The 18866-nt window shown below is 60.2% G+C and carries 20 protein-coding genes; 3 read left to right on the forward strand and 17 right to left on the reverse strand.

Annotation, left to right across the window (positions count from 1 at the left end):
* The first annotated feature begins 3 nt into the window (after positions 1-3).
* Positions 4-1176: a patatin-like phospholipase family protein gene (locus ACKJSM_RS25450; protein ID WP_236182474.1), complete on the forward strand. Its 1173-nt coding sequence runs from the start codon at positions 4-6 to the stop codon at positions 1174-1176.
* A 123-nt stretch (positions 1177-1299) separates the two neighbouring features.
* Here the strand turns inward: ACKJSM_RS25450 and ACKJSM_RS25455 are convergent, their stop codons facing one another.
* The 8 genes from ACKJSM_RS25455 to puuE all read right to left on the reverse strand — a co-directional run bounded on the left by ACKJSM_RS25455 (position 1300) and on the right by puuE (position 9404).
* Entirely contained in the window at positions 1300-2085 is a 786-nt protein-coding gene (locus ACKJSM_RS25455) for an outer membrane protein OmpK (RefSeq protein ID WP_103387058.1), read from the reverse strand.
* Between the two features lie 372 nt (positions 2086-2457).
* Positions 2458-3243, reverse strand: a complete 786-nt coding sequence (locus tag ACKJSM_RS25460; RefSeq protein WP_236182472.1) for an outer membrane protein OmpK — start codon at positions 3241-3243, stop codon at positions 2458-2460.
* An 85-nt stretch (positions 3244-3328) separates the two neighbouring features.
* Complete coding sequence (locus tag ACKJSM_RS25465) at positions 3329-4687, reverse strand: nucleobase:cation symporter-2 family protein (protein ID WP_236182471.1); 1359 nt, start codon at positions 4685-4687, stop codon at positions 3329-3331.
* A gap of 169 nt (positions 4688-4856) precedes the next feature.
* Positions 4857-6170 carry a urate hydroxylase PuuD gene (locus ACKJSM_RS25470; protein WP_410239213.1) on the reverse strand — a complete coding sequence of 438 codons (1314 nt, stop codon included), beginning with the start codon at positions 6168-6170 and terminating at the stop codon, positions 4857-4859.
* Positions 6171-6221: 51 nt separating this feature from the next.
* Positions 6222-6725 carry an ureidoglycolate lyase gene (locus tag ACKJSM_RS25475; RefSeq protein WP_027613342.1) on the reverse strand — a complete coding sequence of 168 codons (504 nt, stop codon included), beginning with the start codon at positions 6723-6725 and terminating at the stop codon, positions 6222-6224.
* Between the two features lie 154 nt (positions 6726-6879).
* On the reverse strand, positions 6880-7875 hold the full coding sequence (gene alc / locus ACKJSM_RS25480; RefSeq protein ID WP_410239214.1) for an allantoicase: 996 nt from the start codon (positions 7873-7875) through the stop codon (positions 6880-6882).
* A 90-nt stretch (positions 7876-7965) separates the two neighbouring features.
* On the reverse strand, positions 7966-8481 hold the full coding sequence (uraD, locus tag ACKJSM_RS25485; RefSeq protein WP_064594598.1) for a 2-oxo-4-hydroxy-4-carboxy-5-ureidoimidazoline decarboxylase: 516 nt from the start codon (positions 8479-8481) through the stop codon (positions 7966-7968).
* Positions 8478-9404 (reverse strand): allantoinase PuuE, encoded by a 927-nt coding sequence (puuE, locus tag ACKJSM_RS25490; RefSeq protein WP_236182468.1) that lies wholly within the window; start codon positions 9402-9404, stop codon positions 8478-8480. The genes uraD and puuE overlap by 4 nt, the downstream gene beginning before the upstream one ends.
* 430 nt (positions 9405-9834) lie before the next feature.
* On the opposite strand from puuE, the gene uraH reads away from it, so the two are divergent.
* Positions 9835-10188 carry a hydroxyisourate hydrolase gene (gene uraH, locus ACKJSM_RS25495; RefSeq protein ID WP_011333195.1) on the forward strand — a complete coding sequence of 118 codons (354 nt, stop codon included), beginning with the start codon at positions 9835-9837 and terminating at the stop codon, positions 10186-10188.
* 107 nt (positions 10189-10295) lie between these two features.
* Here the strand turns inward: uraH and ACKJSM_RS25500 are convergent, their stop codons facing one another.
* The 4 genes from ACKJSM_RS25500 to ACKJSM_RS25515 form a co-directional block, all read right to left on the reverse strand.
* Positions 10296-11882, reverse strand: coding sequence for a hypothetical protein (locus ACKJSM_RS25500; protein ID WP_410239215.1), 1587 nt, complete (start codon positions 11880-11882; stop codon positions 10296-10298).
* Between the two features lie 141 nt (positions 11883-12023).
* Positions 12024-12653, reverse strand: a complete 630-nt coding sequence (locus ACKJSM_RS25505; RefSeq protein ID WP_192564082.1) for a LysE family translocator — start codon at positions 12651-12653, stop codon at positions 12024-12026.
* Between the two features lie 87 nt (positions 12654-12740).
* Complete coding sequence (locus ACKJSM_RS25510; RefSeq protein ID WP_236182465.1) at positions 12741-14090, reverse strand: NCS2 family permease; 1350 nt, start codon at positions 14088-14090, stop codon at positions 12741-12743.
* Between the two features lie 196 nt (positions 14091-14286).
* Positions 14287-14730, reverse strand: a complete 444-nt coding sequence (locus tag ACKJSM_RS25515) for a MarR family winged helix-turn-helix transcriptional regulator (protein WP_410239216.1) — start codon at positions 14728-14730, stop codon at positions 14287-14289.
* Positions 14731-14812: 82 nt separating this feature from the next.
* Between ACKJSM_RS25515 and ACKJSM_RS25520 the strand changes: the two genes are divergently transcribed.
* Positions 14813-15979 (forward strand): PLP-dependent aminotransferase family protein, encoded by a 1167-nt coding sequence (locus ACKJSM_RS25520; protein WP_410239217.1) that lies wholly within the window; start codon positions 14813-14815, stop codon positions 15977-15979.
* Between the two features lie 32 nt (positions 15980-16011).
* On the opposite strand, the gene ACKJSM_RS25525 is transcribed toward ACKJSM_RS25520, so the two are convergent.
* The 5 genes from ACKJSM_RS25525 to ACKJSM_RS25545 form a co-directional block, all read right to left on the reverse strand.
* Positions 16012-16383 (reverse strand): glutathione S-transferase N-terminal domain-containing protein, encoded by a 372-nt coding sequence (locus ACKJSM_RS25525; protein WP_236182462.1) that lies wholly within the window; start codon positions 16381-16383, stop codon positions 16012-16014.
* A gap of 102 nt (positions 16384-16485) precedes the next feature.
* Positions 16486-17031 (reverse strand): GTP cyclohydrolase I FolE, encoded by a 546-nt coding sequence (gene folE, locus ACKJSM_RS25530; protein WP_003204506.1) that lies wholly within the window; start codon positions 17029-17031, stop codon positions 16486-16488.
* Positions 17032-17108: 77 nt separating this feature from the next.
* Entirely contained in the window at positions 17109-17666 is a 558-nt protein-coding gene (locus ACKJSM_RS25535) for a Smr/MutS family protein (RefSeq protein ID WP_273900165.1), read from the reverse strand.
* 74 nt (positions 17667-17740) lie between these two features.
* Complete coding sequence (locus tag ACKJSM_RS25540; RefSeq protein ID WP_410239218.1) at positions 17741-18061, reverse strand: hypothetical protein; 321 nt, start codon at positions 18059-18061, stop codon at positions 17741-17743.
* 131 nt (positions 18062-18192) lie between these two features.
* The gene (locus ACKJSM_RS25545; RefSeq protein ID WP_236182459.1) at positions 18193-18783 is read right to left on the reverse strand and encodes a cysteine hydrolase family protein; all 591 of its coding nucleotides are present in this window, start codon (positions 18781-18783) and stop codon (positions 18193-18195) included.
* Between the last annotated feature and the right edge of the window lie 83 nt (positions 18784-18866).

Below are 18866 nucleotides of genomic sequence, written 5' to 3' on the forward strand. Positions count from 1 at the left end.
GCGATGAGCCCAGCTGAACCGGTCACAGGTTTGATTCTTTCCGGCGGCGGGGCTCGGGCGGCGTATCAGGTGGGGGTGCTGGCGGCGATTGCCGAATTGCTGCCGCTGGGGGCGGACAATCCGTTTCCGGTGATCGTCGGCACCTCGGCCGGGGCGATCAACGCGGTCAGTCTGGCCAGCGGTGCGACCGATTTTCGCGCGGCCATCGAGCGCCTGACGCTGTTCTGGCAAGGCTTTCGCAGCCATCGCGTATTGCGCAGCGACTGGCCGGGGGTGATTCGCCAGGCCAGCCGTTTCGTCAGTCACAGCCTGTTGGGCATGGGCCGCCAACTGCCGGTGGCGCTGCTCGACAGTTCGCCGCTGCATCATCTTCTCAACGAAAAACTGCACATGCCCGGTATCGCCGAGTCCATCGCGCGCAAGCAACTGCACGCAGTGGCGGTGACGGCGTTCGGTTATGAGTCGGGGCAGGCGGTGACCTTCTACCAGGGCGGCGGGACCATCGATTCCTGGCTGCGTCATCGGCGCATCGGTGTGCCGACGCAGTTGTCGGTGGAACACTTGCTGGCCAGTTCGGCGATCCCGCTGTTGTTTGCGCCAGTGAAGATCGGCGATGAATATTTCGGCGATGGCGCGGTGCGGCAATCGGCACCGATCAGCCCGGCGCTGCACCTGGGCGCGAGCCGGGTGCTGGTGGTGGGTGTCAGTGGCAATCCGCGCGGTTTCGATCCGGCGCAACCGCTGGCGCGCGCCTATACCGGGCAGCAGCCGACGCTGGCGCAGATCGGCGGGCACATGCTCAACAGCACCTTCATTGATAGCCTGGAAAGCGACATCGAGTTGCTTCAGCGTCTCAACCAGTTCAGCCGTCTGATGCCCGAAGGCACGCCGACCCGGGCGTTGGGTGTGGCGCCGGTGGACGTGCTGGTGATTTCGCCGAGTCAGCCGATCGATGAAATCGCGGCGCGGCATCGTCAGGAATTGCCGGCGGCGTTGCGTCTGTTTCTGCGTGGGCCGGGAGCGACCAAGACGAGCGGGGCAGGGGTGTTGAGTTACTTGCTGTTCGAGGCGGGGTATTGCAGCGAATTGATCGATCTGGGCCGGCGCGATGCCTTGGCCAAGCGGGATGAGCTGTGCCGGTTCCTCGGGATTGGCGAGGCGGTGGCTCCCGCTTGAGATTTGTGGTGCCGCCTTTCGCCAGCAAGCCCGCTCCCACACTGGTTTTGTGAACGACACAAAACCAGTGTGGGAGCGGGCTTGCTGGCGAAGGCGTCCTTTCAGACGCCACTGACACCAGGATCAGAAGTGGAACTTCACCAGGAAGCTCGTGGTGCTTTGATCGGTCTTGAAGTACTGGCTGTCCTTGATCCCGTACTTGTCCGACCAGTAGTCGTACTCGACACCCACATACAGCTGCTTCTCGCCAATGTTCAGCGCCTTGCCCAGGTCGTATTTGACCTGTGGGTTGAAGTGCAGGTTGGCGTGGTAGTCGCCTTTGGAGTTGGAGTCGTTGTCGACCACCCAGTCCATGAAACCGTCGATCAGGATGTTCGAGTCGCCGACCGGAATCGTGTAGGACCAGACCGGGGTGATCTGCCAGACGTTGTCACCGGCACGGGAGCCTTCGGTGTGGCGCTGGTAGAAGTTCAGCTGGAAGTAGTCGAAGCCCGGGATTGCCAGGTCAAAGCCTGGACCGATCAGGTACGACTCGGTATCGCCTTCACCGAATTCGTAGGTCATGGCCAGCAGTACGTCGGTCACCGGACCGAAAGCCAGTTTCTGATCGAAGATCTTGCCGAACGACAGACGCGGGCTGATTTCGCCGTAGTAGGTGTTCGAGCCGACGCCGCCGTCATCCTTGCCGTTGTAGAAGATCTTGTCGACGAACACGAAGTTGTCGCCGTACTTCCAGGCATCGGCGTGCTCGAAGGTGACGGTCTGCTGAATGCGCGGGTTGACCTGGAAGTCCTTGCCATAGAGGTAGGTCAGGCTGTTGTTCTGCCATTGCAGCAGGCCGTCGGCCATGGCCTGACCCCCTGCCAGCAGCGATCCCGCAAGCATCAGGCTGGTGCACATACGTTTCATTCGGTTGCTCCCAAAGTAGGTGTTCCACGTTTATTTTTTTGAGTCGGCGCTCTGGTGTGGCGCCTTTTTTCGTTGCAGCAAGAATCATCCATCCGGTCAGCTTTCATGCTGTTAGCAAGAGCTGAGCCAAGGCTTTTCGAAAAGCAAAAAAACGCCCGTCGGCTGCTGAAAAACAGTCGATTGAGCGTGTTTTCGGGATGCCTCGGTACTGACCGCGGCCGGGATAAGTTGGCTTTTTGGTCAGAAATTAAATTCGGGCTTTTTTTTAGACCGAATTCAGGAGGCCGCGGAGAATACTGACTCAACGGCCAGGCCTCAAGTGCCCCGCAACAGGGCACCGACGACAGGTAGGGGGCACGGTTGCGGGCCATCTTAGAAGTGCACCTTCACCAGCAGGCTGGCGGTGTTCTGGTTGGTGTCGAAACTGTGGGTGTTTTCGATGCCGTATTTGTTTTTCCAGTAGCTGTATTCGGTGCCGACGTACACCTGCTTTTCACCCCATCCGAGGGCTTTGCCCAGGTCGTATTTGATCTGCGGGTTGATGTGCAGGTTGGCGTGATAGGTGCCGCGTGAGTTCTGATCGTTGTCAACCACCCAGTCGAGGTAGCCGTCGATCAGCAGGTCGGAGTTGCCCACGGGAATGCTGTAGGACCAGCCCGGTGTGATCTGCCAGACGCCATCGCCGGGGCGCGGGCCTTCGGTCTGGCGGCGGTAGAAGTTCAGGGTGAAATAGTTGAAGCCCGGCACCTTGAGGTCGAAGCCGGGGCCGATCAGGTAGGCCTCGCTGTCGCCTTCACCGTATTCGTAAGTCATGGCCAGCAGCACGTCCTTGATCGGGCCGAATTCCAGCTTCTTGTCGAAGATCTTGCCGAACGACAGGCGCGGGCTGAATTCGCCGTAAAAGGCGTGGGGGCCTTTGTTGCGGTCTTCCTGGCCGTTGTAGAAGATCTTGTCGACGAACAGGAAGTTGTCGCCGTACTTCCACTTGTCGGCATGCTCGAACGTCACCGTCTGCTGGATCGACGGGTTGATCGCAAAGTTCTTGCCGTACAGGTAGCTCAGGCTGTTGGTCTGCCACAGCAGTAAATCGCCGGCCATGGCTTGCGAGGCGGCCAGCAGGCCGCCGCTCAACAACACGTTGGTTTGAGTCCGGATCATCTGTTGCTCCCTCTTGTTTTTATTGTTTGAGGCAAAGCTGTCGCGAGGGGGCTGGCGTTGGCGAGCCCCTTTTTTACTCTTCGGATCAGTGCGGGTGTGCCTGGCAGTCGTTGATCGCGGCGCGTTCGGCGCCACCGAGGATGTTGAACAACAGGTTCAGCGTCAGCGCGCTGAGGGTGGCCATGGCGATCCCGCTGTGGGTGATCGGGCTCATCCACAACGGCAGGTGGGCGAAGAACTCCGGACGCACCACCGGAATCAGGCCCATGCCGATGCTCACCGCCACCAGCAATTGGTTGCGACGGTCGCCGATATCGGCTTCCTGCAGGATTTTGATGCCGGTAGCCGCCACCATGCCGAACATCGCTATCGCCGCGCCACCCAGCACCGCCGGTGGAATCGACGCCACCAGGAACGCTGCTTTCGGCAGCAGGCTCAGGACGATCAGCAGGCCGCCGGCGACGATGGTTACCGAGCGGCAGCGCACGCCGGTCATCTGTACCAGGCCGATGTTCTGGGCGAAGGAGGAGTGGGTGAAGGTGTTGAAGAATCCGGCGAAGAACGACGCGCCGGCATCACACAGCAAGCCGCGACGCAGCATGCGCGGGCAGACTTCCTGACCGGTGATCTTGCCCAGCGCGAGGAACATCCCGGTGGACTCGACAAAGATGATCACCACCACCAGGCACATCGACAGGATCGGTGCCAGTTCGAACTTCGGCATGCCGAAGTGCAGCGGGGTGACGAACTGAACCCACGGCGCATTGGCCATGCCGCTCAGGTCGACCATGCCGATGGCGCCACAGAGCACGTAGCCCAGGCACATGCCGATCAGCACGGAAATGTTGACCCAGAAACCGCGCATGAAGCGGTGGATCAACAGAATGGTGGCCAGCACCAGTGCAGCGATGGCCAGATAAATCGGTGAACCGAATTGAGCGGCGCCAGCACCGCCACCGGCCCAATTCACGGCCACCGGAAACAGTGACAGACCGATCGAGGTGATGACCGTGCCGGTCACCAGCGGCGGGAAGAAGCGTACGACCCTGGACATGAACGGCGCGATGAGCATGCCGAAGAACCCGGCGGCGATGGTTGCGCCGAAGATGCCCTGCAGACCGATGCCGGGCATGCCCGCCATGGCGACCATGCTGCCGACGGCGGCAAAACTGGCGCCCATCATCACCGGCATGCGAATGCCCATCGGGCCGATGCCGAGGGACTGCACGATGGTGGCGATGCCGGCGACCAGCAGGTCGGCGTTGATCAGGAAGGCGATTTCTTCACGACTCAGGCCAGCGGCCTGTCCGATGATCAGCGGTACCGCGATGGCGCCGCCGTACATCAGCAGAACATGTTGCAGACCGACCAGGATCAGTTGCAAAAGGGGCAAACGCTGAATGGCGGGTGCGTCGGGGATGCGCGCTTTGGACAGCTCGGACATGCAACACCTCGGATCTTTTTTATTCTTGTGATGAACAGCGGCCGGGTTGCTTGCCGCTGTCCTCTTTGCATCAGGCAGACCGCTTATGCGGCCAATCGCAGGCAAGCCGGCGCCCACAGGATCCGGATGATCCGTGTGGGCGCGAGCCTGCTCGCGAGGTTTTTACGGCTTAGTTGGTCTGGGCTCCCTGGGCGATCCATGCACCGATCAGGTCACGTTCCTGCTGGGTCATCTGTGTGATGTTGCCCAGTGGCATGATCTGCGTGGTGATGGCTTGCGCCTGGATCCGCGCCGCGTTCTGACGGATCTGCTCGGGAGTGTCGAGCATTACCCCGGCCGGCGCCGCTCTGAACAGCGGGCTGGTCGGTTTGGCCGAGTGGCAGACCGTGCAGCGTTCCTGGATCACGTTGTGCACCTTGTCGAACGCAGGGCCGGCGTTGGACGCCTGAGCCGGAGCGGCGGCCGGCGCAGCGGGTGCTGCCGGTTGTGCCGCTTCAGCCGGTTTCGCGCCACCACCCAGCGCCGTTTCCGGCAGCGGCTGGTACTCGATTTTCGCAGGCGCCTTGGCCACGTCCGGAGCGGTCGACATCGGCGCCGGGCCGGTGACGTACGCCAGACTGATCATGCCTACCGCTGCCACCGGCAGGGTCCAGGCAAACTTGTGGCTGTCGTGACGGGTGTTGAAGTAGTGACGCACCAACACCGCCAGCACGGCGATCCCGGCCAGGATCAGCCAGTTGTACTGGCTGCCATAAGTGCTCGGGAAATGGTTGCTGATCATGATGAACAGCACCGGCAGGGTGAAGTAGTTGTTGTGACGCGAACGCAGCAGGCCTTTGGCCGGCAGCGCCGGATCCGGCGTGCGGTTCTCGGCGATCGCGGCCACCAGTGCGCGCTGGGCCGGCATGATGATGCGGAACACGTTGCCCACCATGATGGTGCCGATGATCGCGCCGACATGCAGGTACGCACCACGACCGCTGAACACCTTGCTGAAGCCATACGCCGCGCCGATGATCAGCACGAACAGGATGAAGCCGAGCAGGGCCGGTTTCTTGCCGAGGGGCGAATCGCAGAGGAAGTCGTAGATGAACCAGCCGGCGATCAGCGAGCCGATGCCGATGGCCACGCCTTCAGGGCCGGTCAGGCCGCTGCCGGGTGCCACGAGGTAGAGCACGGGGTTGGAGTAGAACACCACGCAAAGGAGCGCGATCCCCGACATCCAGGTGAAATAGGCTTCCCATTTGAACCAGTGCAGGTTCTCCGGCATCGACGGAGGGGCCAGTTTGTATTTTTCCAGGTGATAGATACCGCCGCCGTGGATCGCCCACAGGTCACCGGCCAGACCGGTTTTCGGGTTGACGCGGTTGAGGTTGTTCTCCAGCCAGACGAAGTAGAACGACGCGCCGATCCAGGCCACGCCAGTGATCATGTGAACCCAGCGCACGCTCAGGTTCAGCCATTCCAACAGATGTGCTTCCACAGTCTTTACCTCTCGCCTGTCACTCTTGTTGTCGAGTGATCAGACCTTCTCTTATTGGTGGGGGGCGAGGATCAAACGCTCATCCTCTTTGAAAAAATGCTCATCGCAGTTATTGCCTGTGCCACTGCGATCAACCACCAGGAAGTCATCCCGCTTTTCGATCGTCAGCACCGGGTGGTGCCAGACGCCGCGATGGTAATTGATGCCCTGCCTGCCGTTGGTGACGAAGGCGCGGACCAAGCCTGATACAGGTACATCGCCAAGTGGCGCGACCACGATCAGAAAGGGGTTGCCGAGCAGCGGAATGAAAGCCTGGCTGCCCAGCGGATGGCGTTCCAGCATGCTGACGGTCAGCGGCATGTCCTGCGCGTCGGCGCGGAAGATGCTGATGATCGCGTTGTCCTCAGGCGTCGCGGTTTCGACCGTCGCCAGTTTGTGGAAGCGCATGGTCGAACCGTTGTTGATCATGAAGTGATCGCTGCCGTCGGTTTCGATCACGTCACCGAAAGGGGCGAAGGCTTCTTTGGTCAGCGGTTCAATCGTCAGTGTGCGCATGCTGTTCTTCTTAATCTCTTGAATATGATCGTTCCCACGCTCTGCGAGGGAACGCCGCCATGGACGCTCCGCGTCCACTGTGACGCAGAGCGTCACGGTATGCATTCCCACGCAGACGGTTCGACGCCTCGACGTGGGAACGATCATTACGGTGTTACTTCGCGACCTTGCCCAGTACGCGCAGGCGGCTCACACCACCATCCGGGAACACGTTCAGACGGATGTGGGTGATCGGCCCCAGTGCCTTGATCTGCTCGACGAAGGTGTGTTCGGCGTGCATTTCCAGCTTCTGGCTCGGCAGCAGTTCGCGCCAGAACAGCGACTGGGTTTCGATCTGGCTGTCGGTGCCGCCCTTGACGAACGCGCCCTGGATCGAGCAACTGTCCGGGTAGTTGCCCTTGAAGTGCAGGGTGTCGACGATGATCTTTTCGATCTCGCCCGGATGGCCCAGCGCGACGATCACCCAGTCATTGCCCGGGGTACGACGACGTGCGGTTTCCCAGCCGTCGCCCATGTTGATGCCACGGCCCGGGTTGAGGATGTTGCTCATGCGGCCGAAGTGTTCGTCGGAGCAGGCGAGGGCGCGGCCACCGTTGAGGGCTGCGGCCAGGTCGACTTGCTCGTTGTCGCCAACGGCCGACCAGTCGCGGAACGGAATGCCGTACACGCGCAGACGGGCGATGCCGCCATCCGGGTAGATGTTGAAGCGCAGGTGGCTGAACGCCTGGTCGTTGCTGATTTCGTGGTAGTGGTGGCTGTTGCCCTGCAGCTCGACGGCCGACAGCACTTCAGTCCACTGGGTGTTTTCATCCGGCTCGCCCGACGCCAGGAAACACGCTTCCAGCGAGGCCGATGGCGGGTAGTTGCCGGTGAAGAATGAAGTGTCGATGTCCACGCCTTTGATCGAACCCGGTACGCCCAGGCGGATCACCGCGCTGTCGTAGCCTTCGAAGCGCTTGCGGCGGGACTCCCAGCCGTCCATCCACTTGCCGTTGTCATCGAACACGCCCTCCTTCCACACGGCCGGGGTCGGCTGAAACAGACGATTGGCGTCTGCGAACCAGTCATCGGTGACCGAGATGATTTTGGTGCCCAGACGGGCATCGGCCAGGTTGACGAACTTCTCGAAAGGTACGGCGTAAGCTTTCATTCTTCTTGTCTGCCTTTAAATAAGTGGCTTGGGATGCTTGCAGGGCCCTGGGAAACACAAGCGTTCTAGAGGTTTCTCGGGCCAGGCTCGCTAGAGAGTCAGTAATCGGAACAGGGCGATCTTGTTGATCTCCGCCAGCGCGCACTTGAACTCGGTGTCGACCGGGTTGTGAATGCGCGTTTCGAACGCCGCGAGGATCTGATGCCGGTTGCTGCCTTTTACCGCCATGATGAAGGGAAACTTGAACTTGGCCTTGTAGGCGTCGTTCAGCTCGGTGAAGCGCTGGAACTCTTCGGCCGTGCATTGGTGAATACCGGCGCCAGCCTGTTCATGGGTGCTGGCTTCGGTCAACTCGCCCTGGACGGCAGCTTTGCCGGCCAGGTCCGGGTGAGCGTTGATCAGGGCCAGCTGACTGGCGTGATCGGCGCTCAACAGGATGTCGCTCATGCGCTGGTGCAGGGTTTCGATCTGGTCGATCGAGGCGTCCTGGCCCAGGTCGAAGGCCTTCTCGGCCACCCATGGCGAATGTTCGTAGATATCGGCGAAGGCTTTGACAAAAGCGTCGCGGCTCAGGGTCGACGGTTGCAGGGTTTGAAAGGTGCTCATTGGGCAGCCCCTTGGTACGGGTGGGTTTCCTGCCAGTGCCGCGCAATGTCGACGCGGCGGCTGAACCACACCTGTTCATGACTTTTAGCGTATTCGATAAAGCGCTTGAGCGAAGCCAGACGCGCCGGACGGCCTATCAGGCGGCAGTGCAGACCGATCGACAGCATCTTCGGCGCTTCAGCGCCTTCGGCATACAGCACGTCGAACGCATCTTTGAGGTATTCGAAGAAATCGTCGCCCTTGTTGAAACCCTGGACCTGGGTAAAGCGCATGTCGTTGGTGTCCAGGGTGTACGGAATCACCAGGTGCGGCTTGCCAGTCGGGTTGTTCGGTTCCCAGTAGGGCAGGTCGTCGTCGTAGGTGTCGCAGTCGTAGAGAAAACCGCCTTCCTCCATCACCAGACGGCGGGTGTTGGGGCCGGTACGACCGGTGTACCAGCCCAGCGGGCGCTCGCCGGTGAGTTCGGTGAGGATGCGGATCGCTTCGAGCATGTGCTCGCGTTCCTGCGCCTCGTCCATGTACTGGTAGTCGATCCAGCGGTAGCCGTGGCTGCAGATCTCGTGACCGGCTTCGACCATCGCGCGGATCACATCCGGGTGGCGCTGGGCGGCCATGGCCACGGCGAAGATGGTCAGCGGAATGTCGAATTCCTTGAACAGTTTCAGGATCCGCCAGACGCCGGCACGGCTGCCATACTCGTAAAGCGATTCCATGCTCATGTTGCGCGCGCCTTGCAGAGGCTGGGCCGCGACCATTTCCGAGAGAAAGGCTTCCGATTCCTTGTCGCCGTGCAGGATATTGCGCTCGCCACCTTCCTCGTAATTGAGTACGAAGGACAGGGCGATCCGGGCATTGCCCGGCCAGTGTGGGTGAGGAGGGTTACTGCCGTAACCGATCAGGTCGCGTGGGTAGTCAGCGCTCACTGCAGTCTTCCTTCTTATTCGTTGACAGATTGTGTGGCGCCCTGAGGTCTGGATGGCAGGCTGGCGTCACAGCGATGGGCTGATTGTATACAACTTTATTCTCATTTTGTAAGCCTGAATTTTCGCATTTTTCACCGGCTGTCATCTTTTGCTGTTAATGGCCTGAGCCTGCAAGAAACCTGCCTGACCAGTCAGCTAATGGATTGGGGGTTCAATGAATGCAAGGTTGAAGGGCAAACCACCGGGAAATCGAAGGATGGCGGGGGTAGGAGGAAAAATGTCGTTTTTATTGTGTACAATTTTTTTGAAAAGTGTCTTAATCAATCGCTCGCCGCAGCTTTTCGTGCTCCGAAACGGTGCGGTCTCCTTTTCAACTGACTTCGGGAGGCGCGAGGTCTGACTGCTCCACGCAGGCAGGCGCGCAGAATCAATGGGACGTTTGACAACACACGTTTTGGACGCTGCACACGGTTGCCCGGGCAGCTCGATCAAGGTCGAGCTGTACCGCGTTGAAGGTTCGCACCTGGAATTGGTCGCCAGTGCACTCACCAACAGCGATGGCCGGGTCGATGCGCCGCTGCTGCAAGGCGATGACTACCGTACCGGTGTCTATCAGGTTCAGTTCCACGCCGGCGATTACTACCGCGCCCGTGGCGTCCAGTTGCCGGAGCCGGCATTCCTGGACGTGGTGGTGCTGCGGTTCGGCATTTCTGCCGAACAGGATCACTACCACGTACCGTTGCTGATCTCGCCTTACAGCTATTCCACCTATCGGGGCAGCTGACCCCCAAGCAGCTGCCCCTGCCGGGAAGCGACTGCGCATATAGCTTCTTTGGTCTTTCGCCCGCTCACACTGCGGGCTTTTTTTCGTCTCGCAAAAGGCGTTCCTGATTACAGATTGGCAAGCGTTCCGAGTCTCGACTCGTCATCCCTCACAATGAAAACGGTATCCGTTTGCGAAGTCAGCACCTGCGAACCGCCCTTGAGCCAGACCAGTTTTTTCTCCGCGTGTGCCTGGAGGATTTCCTGCAGTGCTGCGTATCCGATCTGGGTATTCAGCCGGGCGTCGGTCGCATTCGGATCGGAATTCAAAGGCTGGTGAATTTTTCTGCCCTTGACGCGATACAGGCTGATGAAAAAGACGAAGGGGTGATTTTTTCGACGAAAGACCAACGCCGGAAAGGCATTCGCCATGGTCGGCGGGAAAACATCATAGCCCTGCCGTGTCAGGATGCCGGTCATCATCCGTTTGAGTTCGGTACCCGATTGCGTTTTCGTGAAATGGTCCCATTCCTGCCTCGTCAGATCGAAGTCCAGCCGCTCCAGAGGGCCTTGCGGGGATGCGTTCGGCAAATCCAGGGTCCGGGAGAATCCCGAACCGCTGCCGGACGTTGGTAATACCGGGAGCATCAGCAGGGGATCAGCCAGCCGCGGGCGAGGTGCGCTGTTGCCACTTTTCCAGTCATTGAACGTTTGACGGAGGCGGGTCAGGCCGACACCTGTTGCCATGTCGCCATCGTTGGCCAGGCTGAACTGGTGTCGCGCCACTTTAGCCACCGAGGTCTCCGACAACCGCGGAAAATAGGCGGCAACGTATTGTTTCAGCGGGTGTTGAAAGAGAAGGTTCGGGTCTACTTCCCATTGATTGGCCGGTGGAACTCGGATGGCGCCCCGGGGTTGCTGCATCAAGTCAGTGTCGAGGATGCGCTCCAGGTAATCGAAATCGTAAACCCAGTGCTCCGGATTCTTGATGTAAACGATCGGGTGATCCGGATCGGTTCCGCGTGGCACCAGCAGAAACCGGGTGCCATCAACTTCGAGGCTGCCGAAGGACGCATGCTCAGGGGGCGCTGCCCATCTTTTCCAGGGATCTGACCCGTCATCACCCGTAGAAGTGGAAGGGCGTTTGGACGCGACAACCTCCCCAGGATCGTCATCCGGGGTGCGCAGGCGCTTGAAAGTCAATCTGGAATCATTGTCGCCGGCGCTCTCGTCGGAGGGCTTCACGCGCCAGGTGAGGGTGCCTTCCACCCGCTCGATACGTGGGCCGGAGGGGTTGTAGTCGCTGTTCAATCTGGCCCGGTAATGATTTTCCGAGTCGATGCCCAGCAGCACGGTTCCTCCTTCCTGAAGATCAACGAAATGCCTTTGCGTCCCGAGCTCTCGAATGCCGGAAAGTGCATTCGGCGCCGGCAGTCTGGATAACTGATTGGGCGGTAGAAAAAAATGCTCGATCGGCGCATGGACAATGACCGGGGTGATATGCGTTTCGAGCGGAAGGTCGACGATCTCCAGAGGCACGGGACGAGAGGGGGTTGATTGAGCAGGCGTGCCGGGCTGGTCTACAGATGCCTGGTCTGCCGCATGAGTGTCCAGTGGCAGCCGGTGCAGTGCTGGAGGCCCAACGTCGGAAAGGTGGAAGGGGGCGTCGGGTGAGGGCGTATTGGTACCGGGTTTCAGCGGTTTTTTGGGGCTCATGGATTATTTCACTCGCAAGGTCGATTCACGTTGATCTGGCCAGAAGAGCCCGGATGTTCGGTGAATCAACGCTGCGCAGTGCGGTGCATATATCTAGGTGTCAGGCGAAATGTTGCCGTTCATCATGTGCTCTCGAAGGTCTCAGTGACTGCTCAGGAGCGAAGCTGCACCCGCACCACCAAACAGACCGGCGCTGATGCGGTTGAACCAGCTCTGGCCCTTGCCGCTGCGCAAATAGCGCGCAGCGCCATGAGCGCCAAGGCCGTAGGTCAACTTGCACAGCAGATCGAGTACCGTCCAGGTCGCGATCATCACCAGCAACTGCGGCAGGAAAGGCTGCTCGGCGCTGAGGAATTGCGGGAGGAAAGCGGCAAAGAACAGGATGTCTTTCGGATTGCTGGCGCCGAGTACAAAGGCGCGCCCAAACAGTGCGCGAAAGCGCGGAACAGGCGCTGCGTCCGGTACTGTGGCGCCCACCGCAGGCTGGCGCGATTGCTGCCAGCTCTGCCAGGCGAGGTAGAACAGGTAGATCGCGCCGACGATTTTCAGGGCGCTGAACAGTTTCTCGGACGCCAGCAGCAGGGCACCCAGCCCCAGGGCCGAGGCACTGAGCAGGCAGATCGAGGCGAACACACCACCGAGAAACGCCGGGTACGAACGACGCAAACCGTAATTCAGACTGTTGCTGATCATCAGCAACGACAGTGGCCCCGGAATCAGGATCACCACCAGCGCAGCGCCGCTGAACAGCAGCCAGGTTTCCAGACTCATCACGTGCTCCTTTTTATCGTTATCAAGAATGTGCAAAAGCCCCACCCGGTCGGGTGAGGCTGTATTGAAGCGAGAACGGCCTGGCGCTTACAGGAAAATGAACTTGGCGATGAAGATCGCGCAGAGCACCCACAGGCTGACCGAGATCTCTTTGTATTTACCGGTGCCGGCTTTCAGTGCGACATAGGTAATGAAGCCCAGCGCGATACCGTCGGCGACCGAAAAAGTCAGCGGCATCATGATCGCGGTGACGATTGCCGGAATGCTGTCGGTCGCTTCGTCCCATTCGATGTGCGCCATGCCGCCCATCATCAGCATCGCTACATAAATCAGCGCACCGGCGGTGGCGTAGGCGGGAATCATGCCGGCCAGCGGTGCAAAGAACATCGCGGCTATAAATAGCACACCCACGGTGACTGCGGTAAGACCAGTCCGACCGCCAGCGGCCACTCCGGCGGCACTTTCTACGTAGCTGGTGACCGGCGGAACGCCGACTACCGCGCCGAATACGCTGGAGGCGCTGTCGGCTTTCATCGCACGGGAGAGGTTCTCGATGCGGCCGTCAGGGTTCACCAGGTTGGCGCGCTGGGCGACGCCCATCAGGGTGCCGGCGGTGTCGAACATGTGCACGAAAAGGAAGGCCAGCACCACGCTGATCATGCTGACGTTGAATACGCCGGCGACGTTCATGGCCATGAAGGTCGGCGCCAGGCTTGGCGGGGCGGACATGATGCCCTCGTAGTGCACCAGATCCATTCCCCAACCGGCGAGCGTCACGGTGATGATGCTGATGAGAATCGCACCGAACACCTTGTGGTAGCTGAGGATCGCGATCATCAGAAAGCAGATGGCGGCAAGCAGCGGGCCGGGTTCGTGCAACGAGCCGAGCTTGATCAGGGTGGCCGGACTGTCGACGACAATGCCGGCGGTTTTCAGGCCGATCAGCCCGAGAAACAGACCGACACCGGCGCCCATTGCATAGCGCAGGCTGACCGGAATGCTGTTGAGCAGCCATTCGCGAATCCGTGAAAAGGTCAGGATCATGAACAGCACGCCCGAGACGAACACCGCACCGAGAGCGGTTTCCCAGTTGTAGCCCATGGTGCCAACCACGGTGTAGGTGAAGAACGCGTTGAGGCCCATGCCCGGTGCAAGACCCACGGGCCAGTTGGCGTAAAGGCCCATCAGCAGGCAGCCCAGCGCGGCGGCGATACAGGTGGCGACGAAGGCTGCACCGTGATCGATCCCGGCATCGGCCATGATGTTCGGGTTGACGAAAATGATGTAGGCCATGGTGATGAAGGTTGTCAGACCGGCAATCAGCTCGGTCTTCACCGTGGTGCCATGCAAGCTGAGTTTGAAGATGCGCTCAAGCAGGCCAGTGCGTAACGGCGGCGAGAGTTCCAGCGTCGATGCTTCGGATTTGCGGCTTTCCACAGCGAGTACTCCTCAAGAGTTTTATTGTTATTTCCAGGGCCGGACCCATGAGGGGTGGCAGCGGCCCTTTGAGGCATACGCGAATTTGTTGACCATAAGGTCAGGAACTCGCACGCAGTGGATTATGCTTTTGTGTACAAATAAAGCAAATATTGTTTTTTGTTTTGTAGACGAAAAGACTGGTGATCGAGCTATATCACTTGTTCGGGCGGTTGGCTCCCAGCGCCAGATTCACCGCCAGCCATCCGTTGACCGCCGTTTCGCCGGCTTCGGCAAAGACGCGTTCAAGCAATGTCACCTGTTCACGACGCAGCGCCTGCTCAAATTTCGCACCTTCGACGGTCAGTTCCAGCAGGCGTTTACGCTTGTCGGCCTCGGACGCCACGCTGTCCACCAGATGCATTTGCTGCAATTGGCGCAATGGCATGTTCAGCGCCTGCTTGCTCACGCCGAGCAGCGCTAGCAACTCCTTGACGCTCAGATTCGGATAGCGGGCGATAAAAAACACGATGCGTTGATGCACGCGGGACAGCCCACGACGCTCGAGCATTTCGTCGGCCTTGGCGGTGAACGCCTGGTAACCGAAGAAAAACGCTTCCATGGCTTGTTGTTGGCTGGTGCAGTTTTTAAGGTCAAGCATATTGACGTTTCCGAGTGGGGTGTCGTAATTTCAGTCAACAAGTTTGACTCATTTTTCCCATGCCTCGCTAGCGGTGACTTCCATGGCTTTTTCCGAACGTGTCTCGCGCCTCAAAAGTTCTCTGATCCGTGAAATCCTTGCCGCGGCCCAGCGCCCGGAAGTCATGTCGTTCGCCGGCGGTTTGCCGGCCGAAGCGATGTTGCCGAAGGTTGAGTGGGCTGACATGCCGCTGTCTCTCGGCCAGTACGGCATGAGTGAAGGCGAGCCGGCACTGCGCGAAGCGCTGGCGGCAGAGGCGAGGGCGCTGGGTTTGCCGTGCGAGGCGAGTCAGGTGCTGGTGGTCAGTGGTTCCCAGCAAACCCTCGACCTGGCGGCCAAGCTATATATCGACAAAGGCACCGAAATCCTGCTCGAAGCGCCAACGTACCTGGCGGCCTTGCAGATTTTCCAGCTGTTCGGCGCCGTTTGCCTGACCGTGCCGCTGGAGGCTGATGGACCGAACCTGGCGCAATTGCGCCAGCGTCTGGAACAGCACCGCCCGGCGTTCATTTATTTGATTCCGACCTTCCAGAACCCGTCCGCCGTGCGATACAGCGAGGCCAAGCGCGAGGCCGTCGCGGCATTGCTCGACGAATTCGGCGTGACCCTGATCGAAGACGAGCCTTATCGCGAACTGACCTTCGACGGCGGCAGCGCCCAGCCGATTGCCGGGCGCCTGAAGAAGTCCAGCTGGATCTACACCGGCACCGTGTCGAAAACCCTGTTGCCGGGCCTGCGTGTCGGTTATCTGATTGCCAGCCCGGATCTGTTCCCGCACCTGCTCAAACTCAAGCAGTCAGCGGATCTGCACACCAACCGCATCGGTCAGTGGCAGGCGTTGCAGTGGATCGGCAGTGAGCAATATCAGCAGCACTTGAGCGAATTGCGCGGCTTCTATCGTCAGCGCCGCGATGCCTTTCAAGCGGCACTGGAAACTCACTTCGCCGATCTGGCGGACTGGAACACGCCGCAGGGCGGGTTGTTTTTCTGGCTGACCCTGAAGCAACCGTTGGACACCCGCACGTTGCTCAATACCGCGCTGGCCAACGATGTGGCGTTCATGCCGGGCGAACCTTTCTTCCCCGAGCCGGATCGCAACCCCGGGCATCTGCGCCTGAACTTCAGTCACATCGACCCGGCCCGACTGGACGAAGGGCTCAAACGTCTGGCGGCGGTGGTGCGCCAGGCCCAGGCCGCGCAGGCCGCATAAACAAATCGGCCATCAGGCCGGTTTTTTTTGATTCAGACTGCGGCGAACCGCTGGTTCAGATAGTCGATGATCGTGTTGGACTCGTACATCCAGGTGGTCTGGCCGTTCTCTTCAATGCGCAGGCACGGCACCTTGATCTTGCCGCCCTGTTCCAGCAGGGTCTGGCGATCCTGCTCGTTGTTCTTCGCATCCTTCAGGGCCACCGGCACATTAAGGCGGCGCAGGCTGCGGCGGGTCTTCACGCAGAACGGGCAGGCGTGGAACTGATACAGCGTCAGGTCCTTGGCGGCAGCATCAACCTGAGCCTGGGCAGCGGCGGGGCGCTGTTTCTTGCCCGGGCGGGTCAGGAAATCAACGAAGATGATCAGTTGGCCGAGACCGACACGAAGCGCTTTGACGAACACGTTACAAGCCTCACAGGGACATTGAAGAAGGCGCGCAGCTTACCCGATTTTTCATGGACGAAAAAAAACCGGCGATCAACGCCGGTTTTTTTCTGTCGCGAATTACTTGATCAGGCTGAGAAACTCGCTGCGAGTCGCCGCGTTTTCACGGAACTCACCGAGCATCACCGAGGTGATCATCGACGAATTCTGTTTCTCGACACCGCGCATCATCATGCACATGTGCTTGGCCTCGATCACCACGGCCACGCCCAGCGCGCCGGTGACCTGCTGGACCGCATCGGCGATCTGGCGGCTCAGGTTTTCCTGGATCTGCAGGCGGCGGGCGTACATGTCGACGATCCGTGCGACCTTCGACAGGCCCAACACTTTGCCGCTCGGGATGTACGCGACGTGGGCCTTGCCGATGAACGGCAGCAGGTGGTGTTCGCACAACGAGTAGAGCTCGATGTCCTTGACCAGCACCATTTCGCTGTTGTCGGAGCTGAACAGGGCACCATTGGTGACCTCTTCGAGCGTCTGTTCATAACCGCGGCAGAGGTACTGCATGGCTTTGGCGGCACGCTTTGGCGTGTCGAGCAGGCCCTCGCGGGAGACGTCCTCGCCCAATTGGCCGAGAATCGCGGTGTAATTCTGTTCCAGGGACATGAAACTACCTGTGGGGATTTTCGCAAAGGGCAAGGGTACGGTGGCGGACACGACCCTGCAAGTTCGGTGTGACGGGTTTATTCGTCGCGACCTTCCATCATGGTGCGTTTGAGCATCACGTAAACCGCGCCGGCGCCGCCATGTTTCGCCTGGCACGAGCAGAAACCCAGCACTTGCGCATGCTGGCGCAGCCAGGTGTTGACGTGGCTTTTGATCATCGGCCGCTTGCCGTCCAGACGCACAGCCTTGCCGTGGGTGACGCGCACGCAGCGGATTTCGAATTTGGTGGCTTCGGCGAGAAACGCCCAGAGGGTTTCGCGGGCCTTTTCGACGCTCATGCCGTGCAGGTCAAGGCTGCCTTCGAATGGAATCTGCCCGATCTTGAGCTTGCGCATCTGGCTTTCCTGCACGCCGTCGCGGGCCCACATCAGCTCGTCTTCGGGGCCGACGTCAATCACGAACTGATCGGACAGGCCGTCAACGGTCGTGGTGTCGGTGCGCACGGTGGCGGACTGGCGCAGCTTGGCGATCTGTGCGCGGTCAGCCTTGGGTTTGCCGGTGTCGGCGCGGTCGTGCTTGATCGGCTTGACGCCTTGGATCGCACTTTTGAACAGGGAAAAATCGTCGTCTTGCATGTCAGCCTCCGCGAAGGGCGGCCAGTTTACCCAAACAGACACAAAACGGCCCGGCAAAAAGCCAGGCCGTCGATTCAATCGTGTTTTTTCATCAGGTGCGGGGACATGTTCAGCTCCCGCGATTGCCGCGCGCGACGCCGGCAACGACGCCACAGGGCCACGCCGAAATACAGGAACAGCAGGCCCACTGCGAGAATGATCGCCGAGCCGAGCGGGGTTGCGTTCAGGTCGCCGAGCGCTGGCGGGCGCCCCAGCAGGCTGGCGACCCCGGTCATCGCCAGCAACACGCCGAACGTCGCCAGAATGGCCGCGATCGCCGCGCCGAATCGAAATCGCCAGTTGCTTTGGCCTTTGGGCCGCAAGCGGCGTGCGTCAAATCCATCGGATAACTTCATTCCGACCTTCCTCAATGGGTATCGGCCCTTCGACCGGGAGTTGACCGGGTTGTTCCTGAGGCTAGGGTAATTGAAGCAAATGCGAGGCTTTTGCAGATGAGCGGCGGGCCGAGCCGCTCATTTACGGTCGATCAGATCAGATCCTGGGTCAGCGCGAGAGTGGCGAAGTTGTCGGCCATGATCGCCATTTCCGCTTCCTGCACCTGTTCGGCGCTGAGCACGCGGCCCTTGAACGGCAGATCGCGGGTGGCGCAGGCGTCTTCGACCAGGGTGCAACGGAAGCCCAGGTTCTTCGCCGCGCGTACGGTAGTGCTGACGCTGGAGTGGCTCATGAAACCGCAGACGATCAGGTCCAGCGAGCCGATGGTTTGCAGGCGATCGTAGAGTTCGGTGCCGTGGAAAGCGCTCGGCAGCAACTTGCCGATGATGGTTTCATCGCCCTGGGGTTCCAGGCCGGGGATGAACTCGCCGCGTTCGCCCTGCGGGTCGAACAGACCGCCGACGGTGCCGAGGTGACGCACGTGCACGATCGGTCGGCCGGCTGTGCGGGCGGCGGCAACCAGTTGCTTGATGTTCGCGACAGCCGCGTCCATGCCGCTCAGGGCCAGCGGGCCGCTGAGGTACTCTTTCTGGGCATCGATGATGACCACGGTGGCATGGCTCAACGTGGCCGCTGCGTAACCGCGACCGCTGAGTTGAAACATCGTTTTTGGAACGGACATTCTGGGGCTCCTTCGGGTGGGGCTTTTGCGACATTGTCCTCTGGCTGAGCGGTTCTGTGAATCGCTACCATCGTAGGCACCGT

The sequence above is a fragment of the Pseudomonas sp. PHC1 genome (assembly GCF_046487845.1).
GTDB classification, from domain to species: Bacteria; Pseudomonadota; Gammaproteobacteria; order Pseudomonadales; family Pseudomonadaceae; genus Aquipseudomonas; species Aquipseudomonas sputi.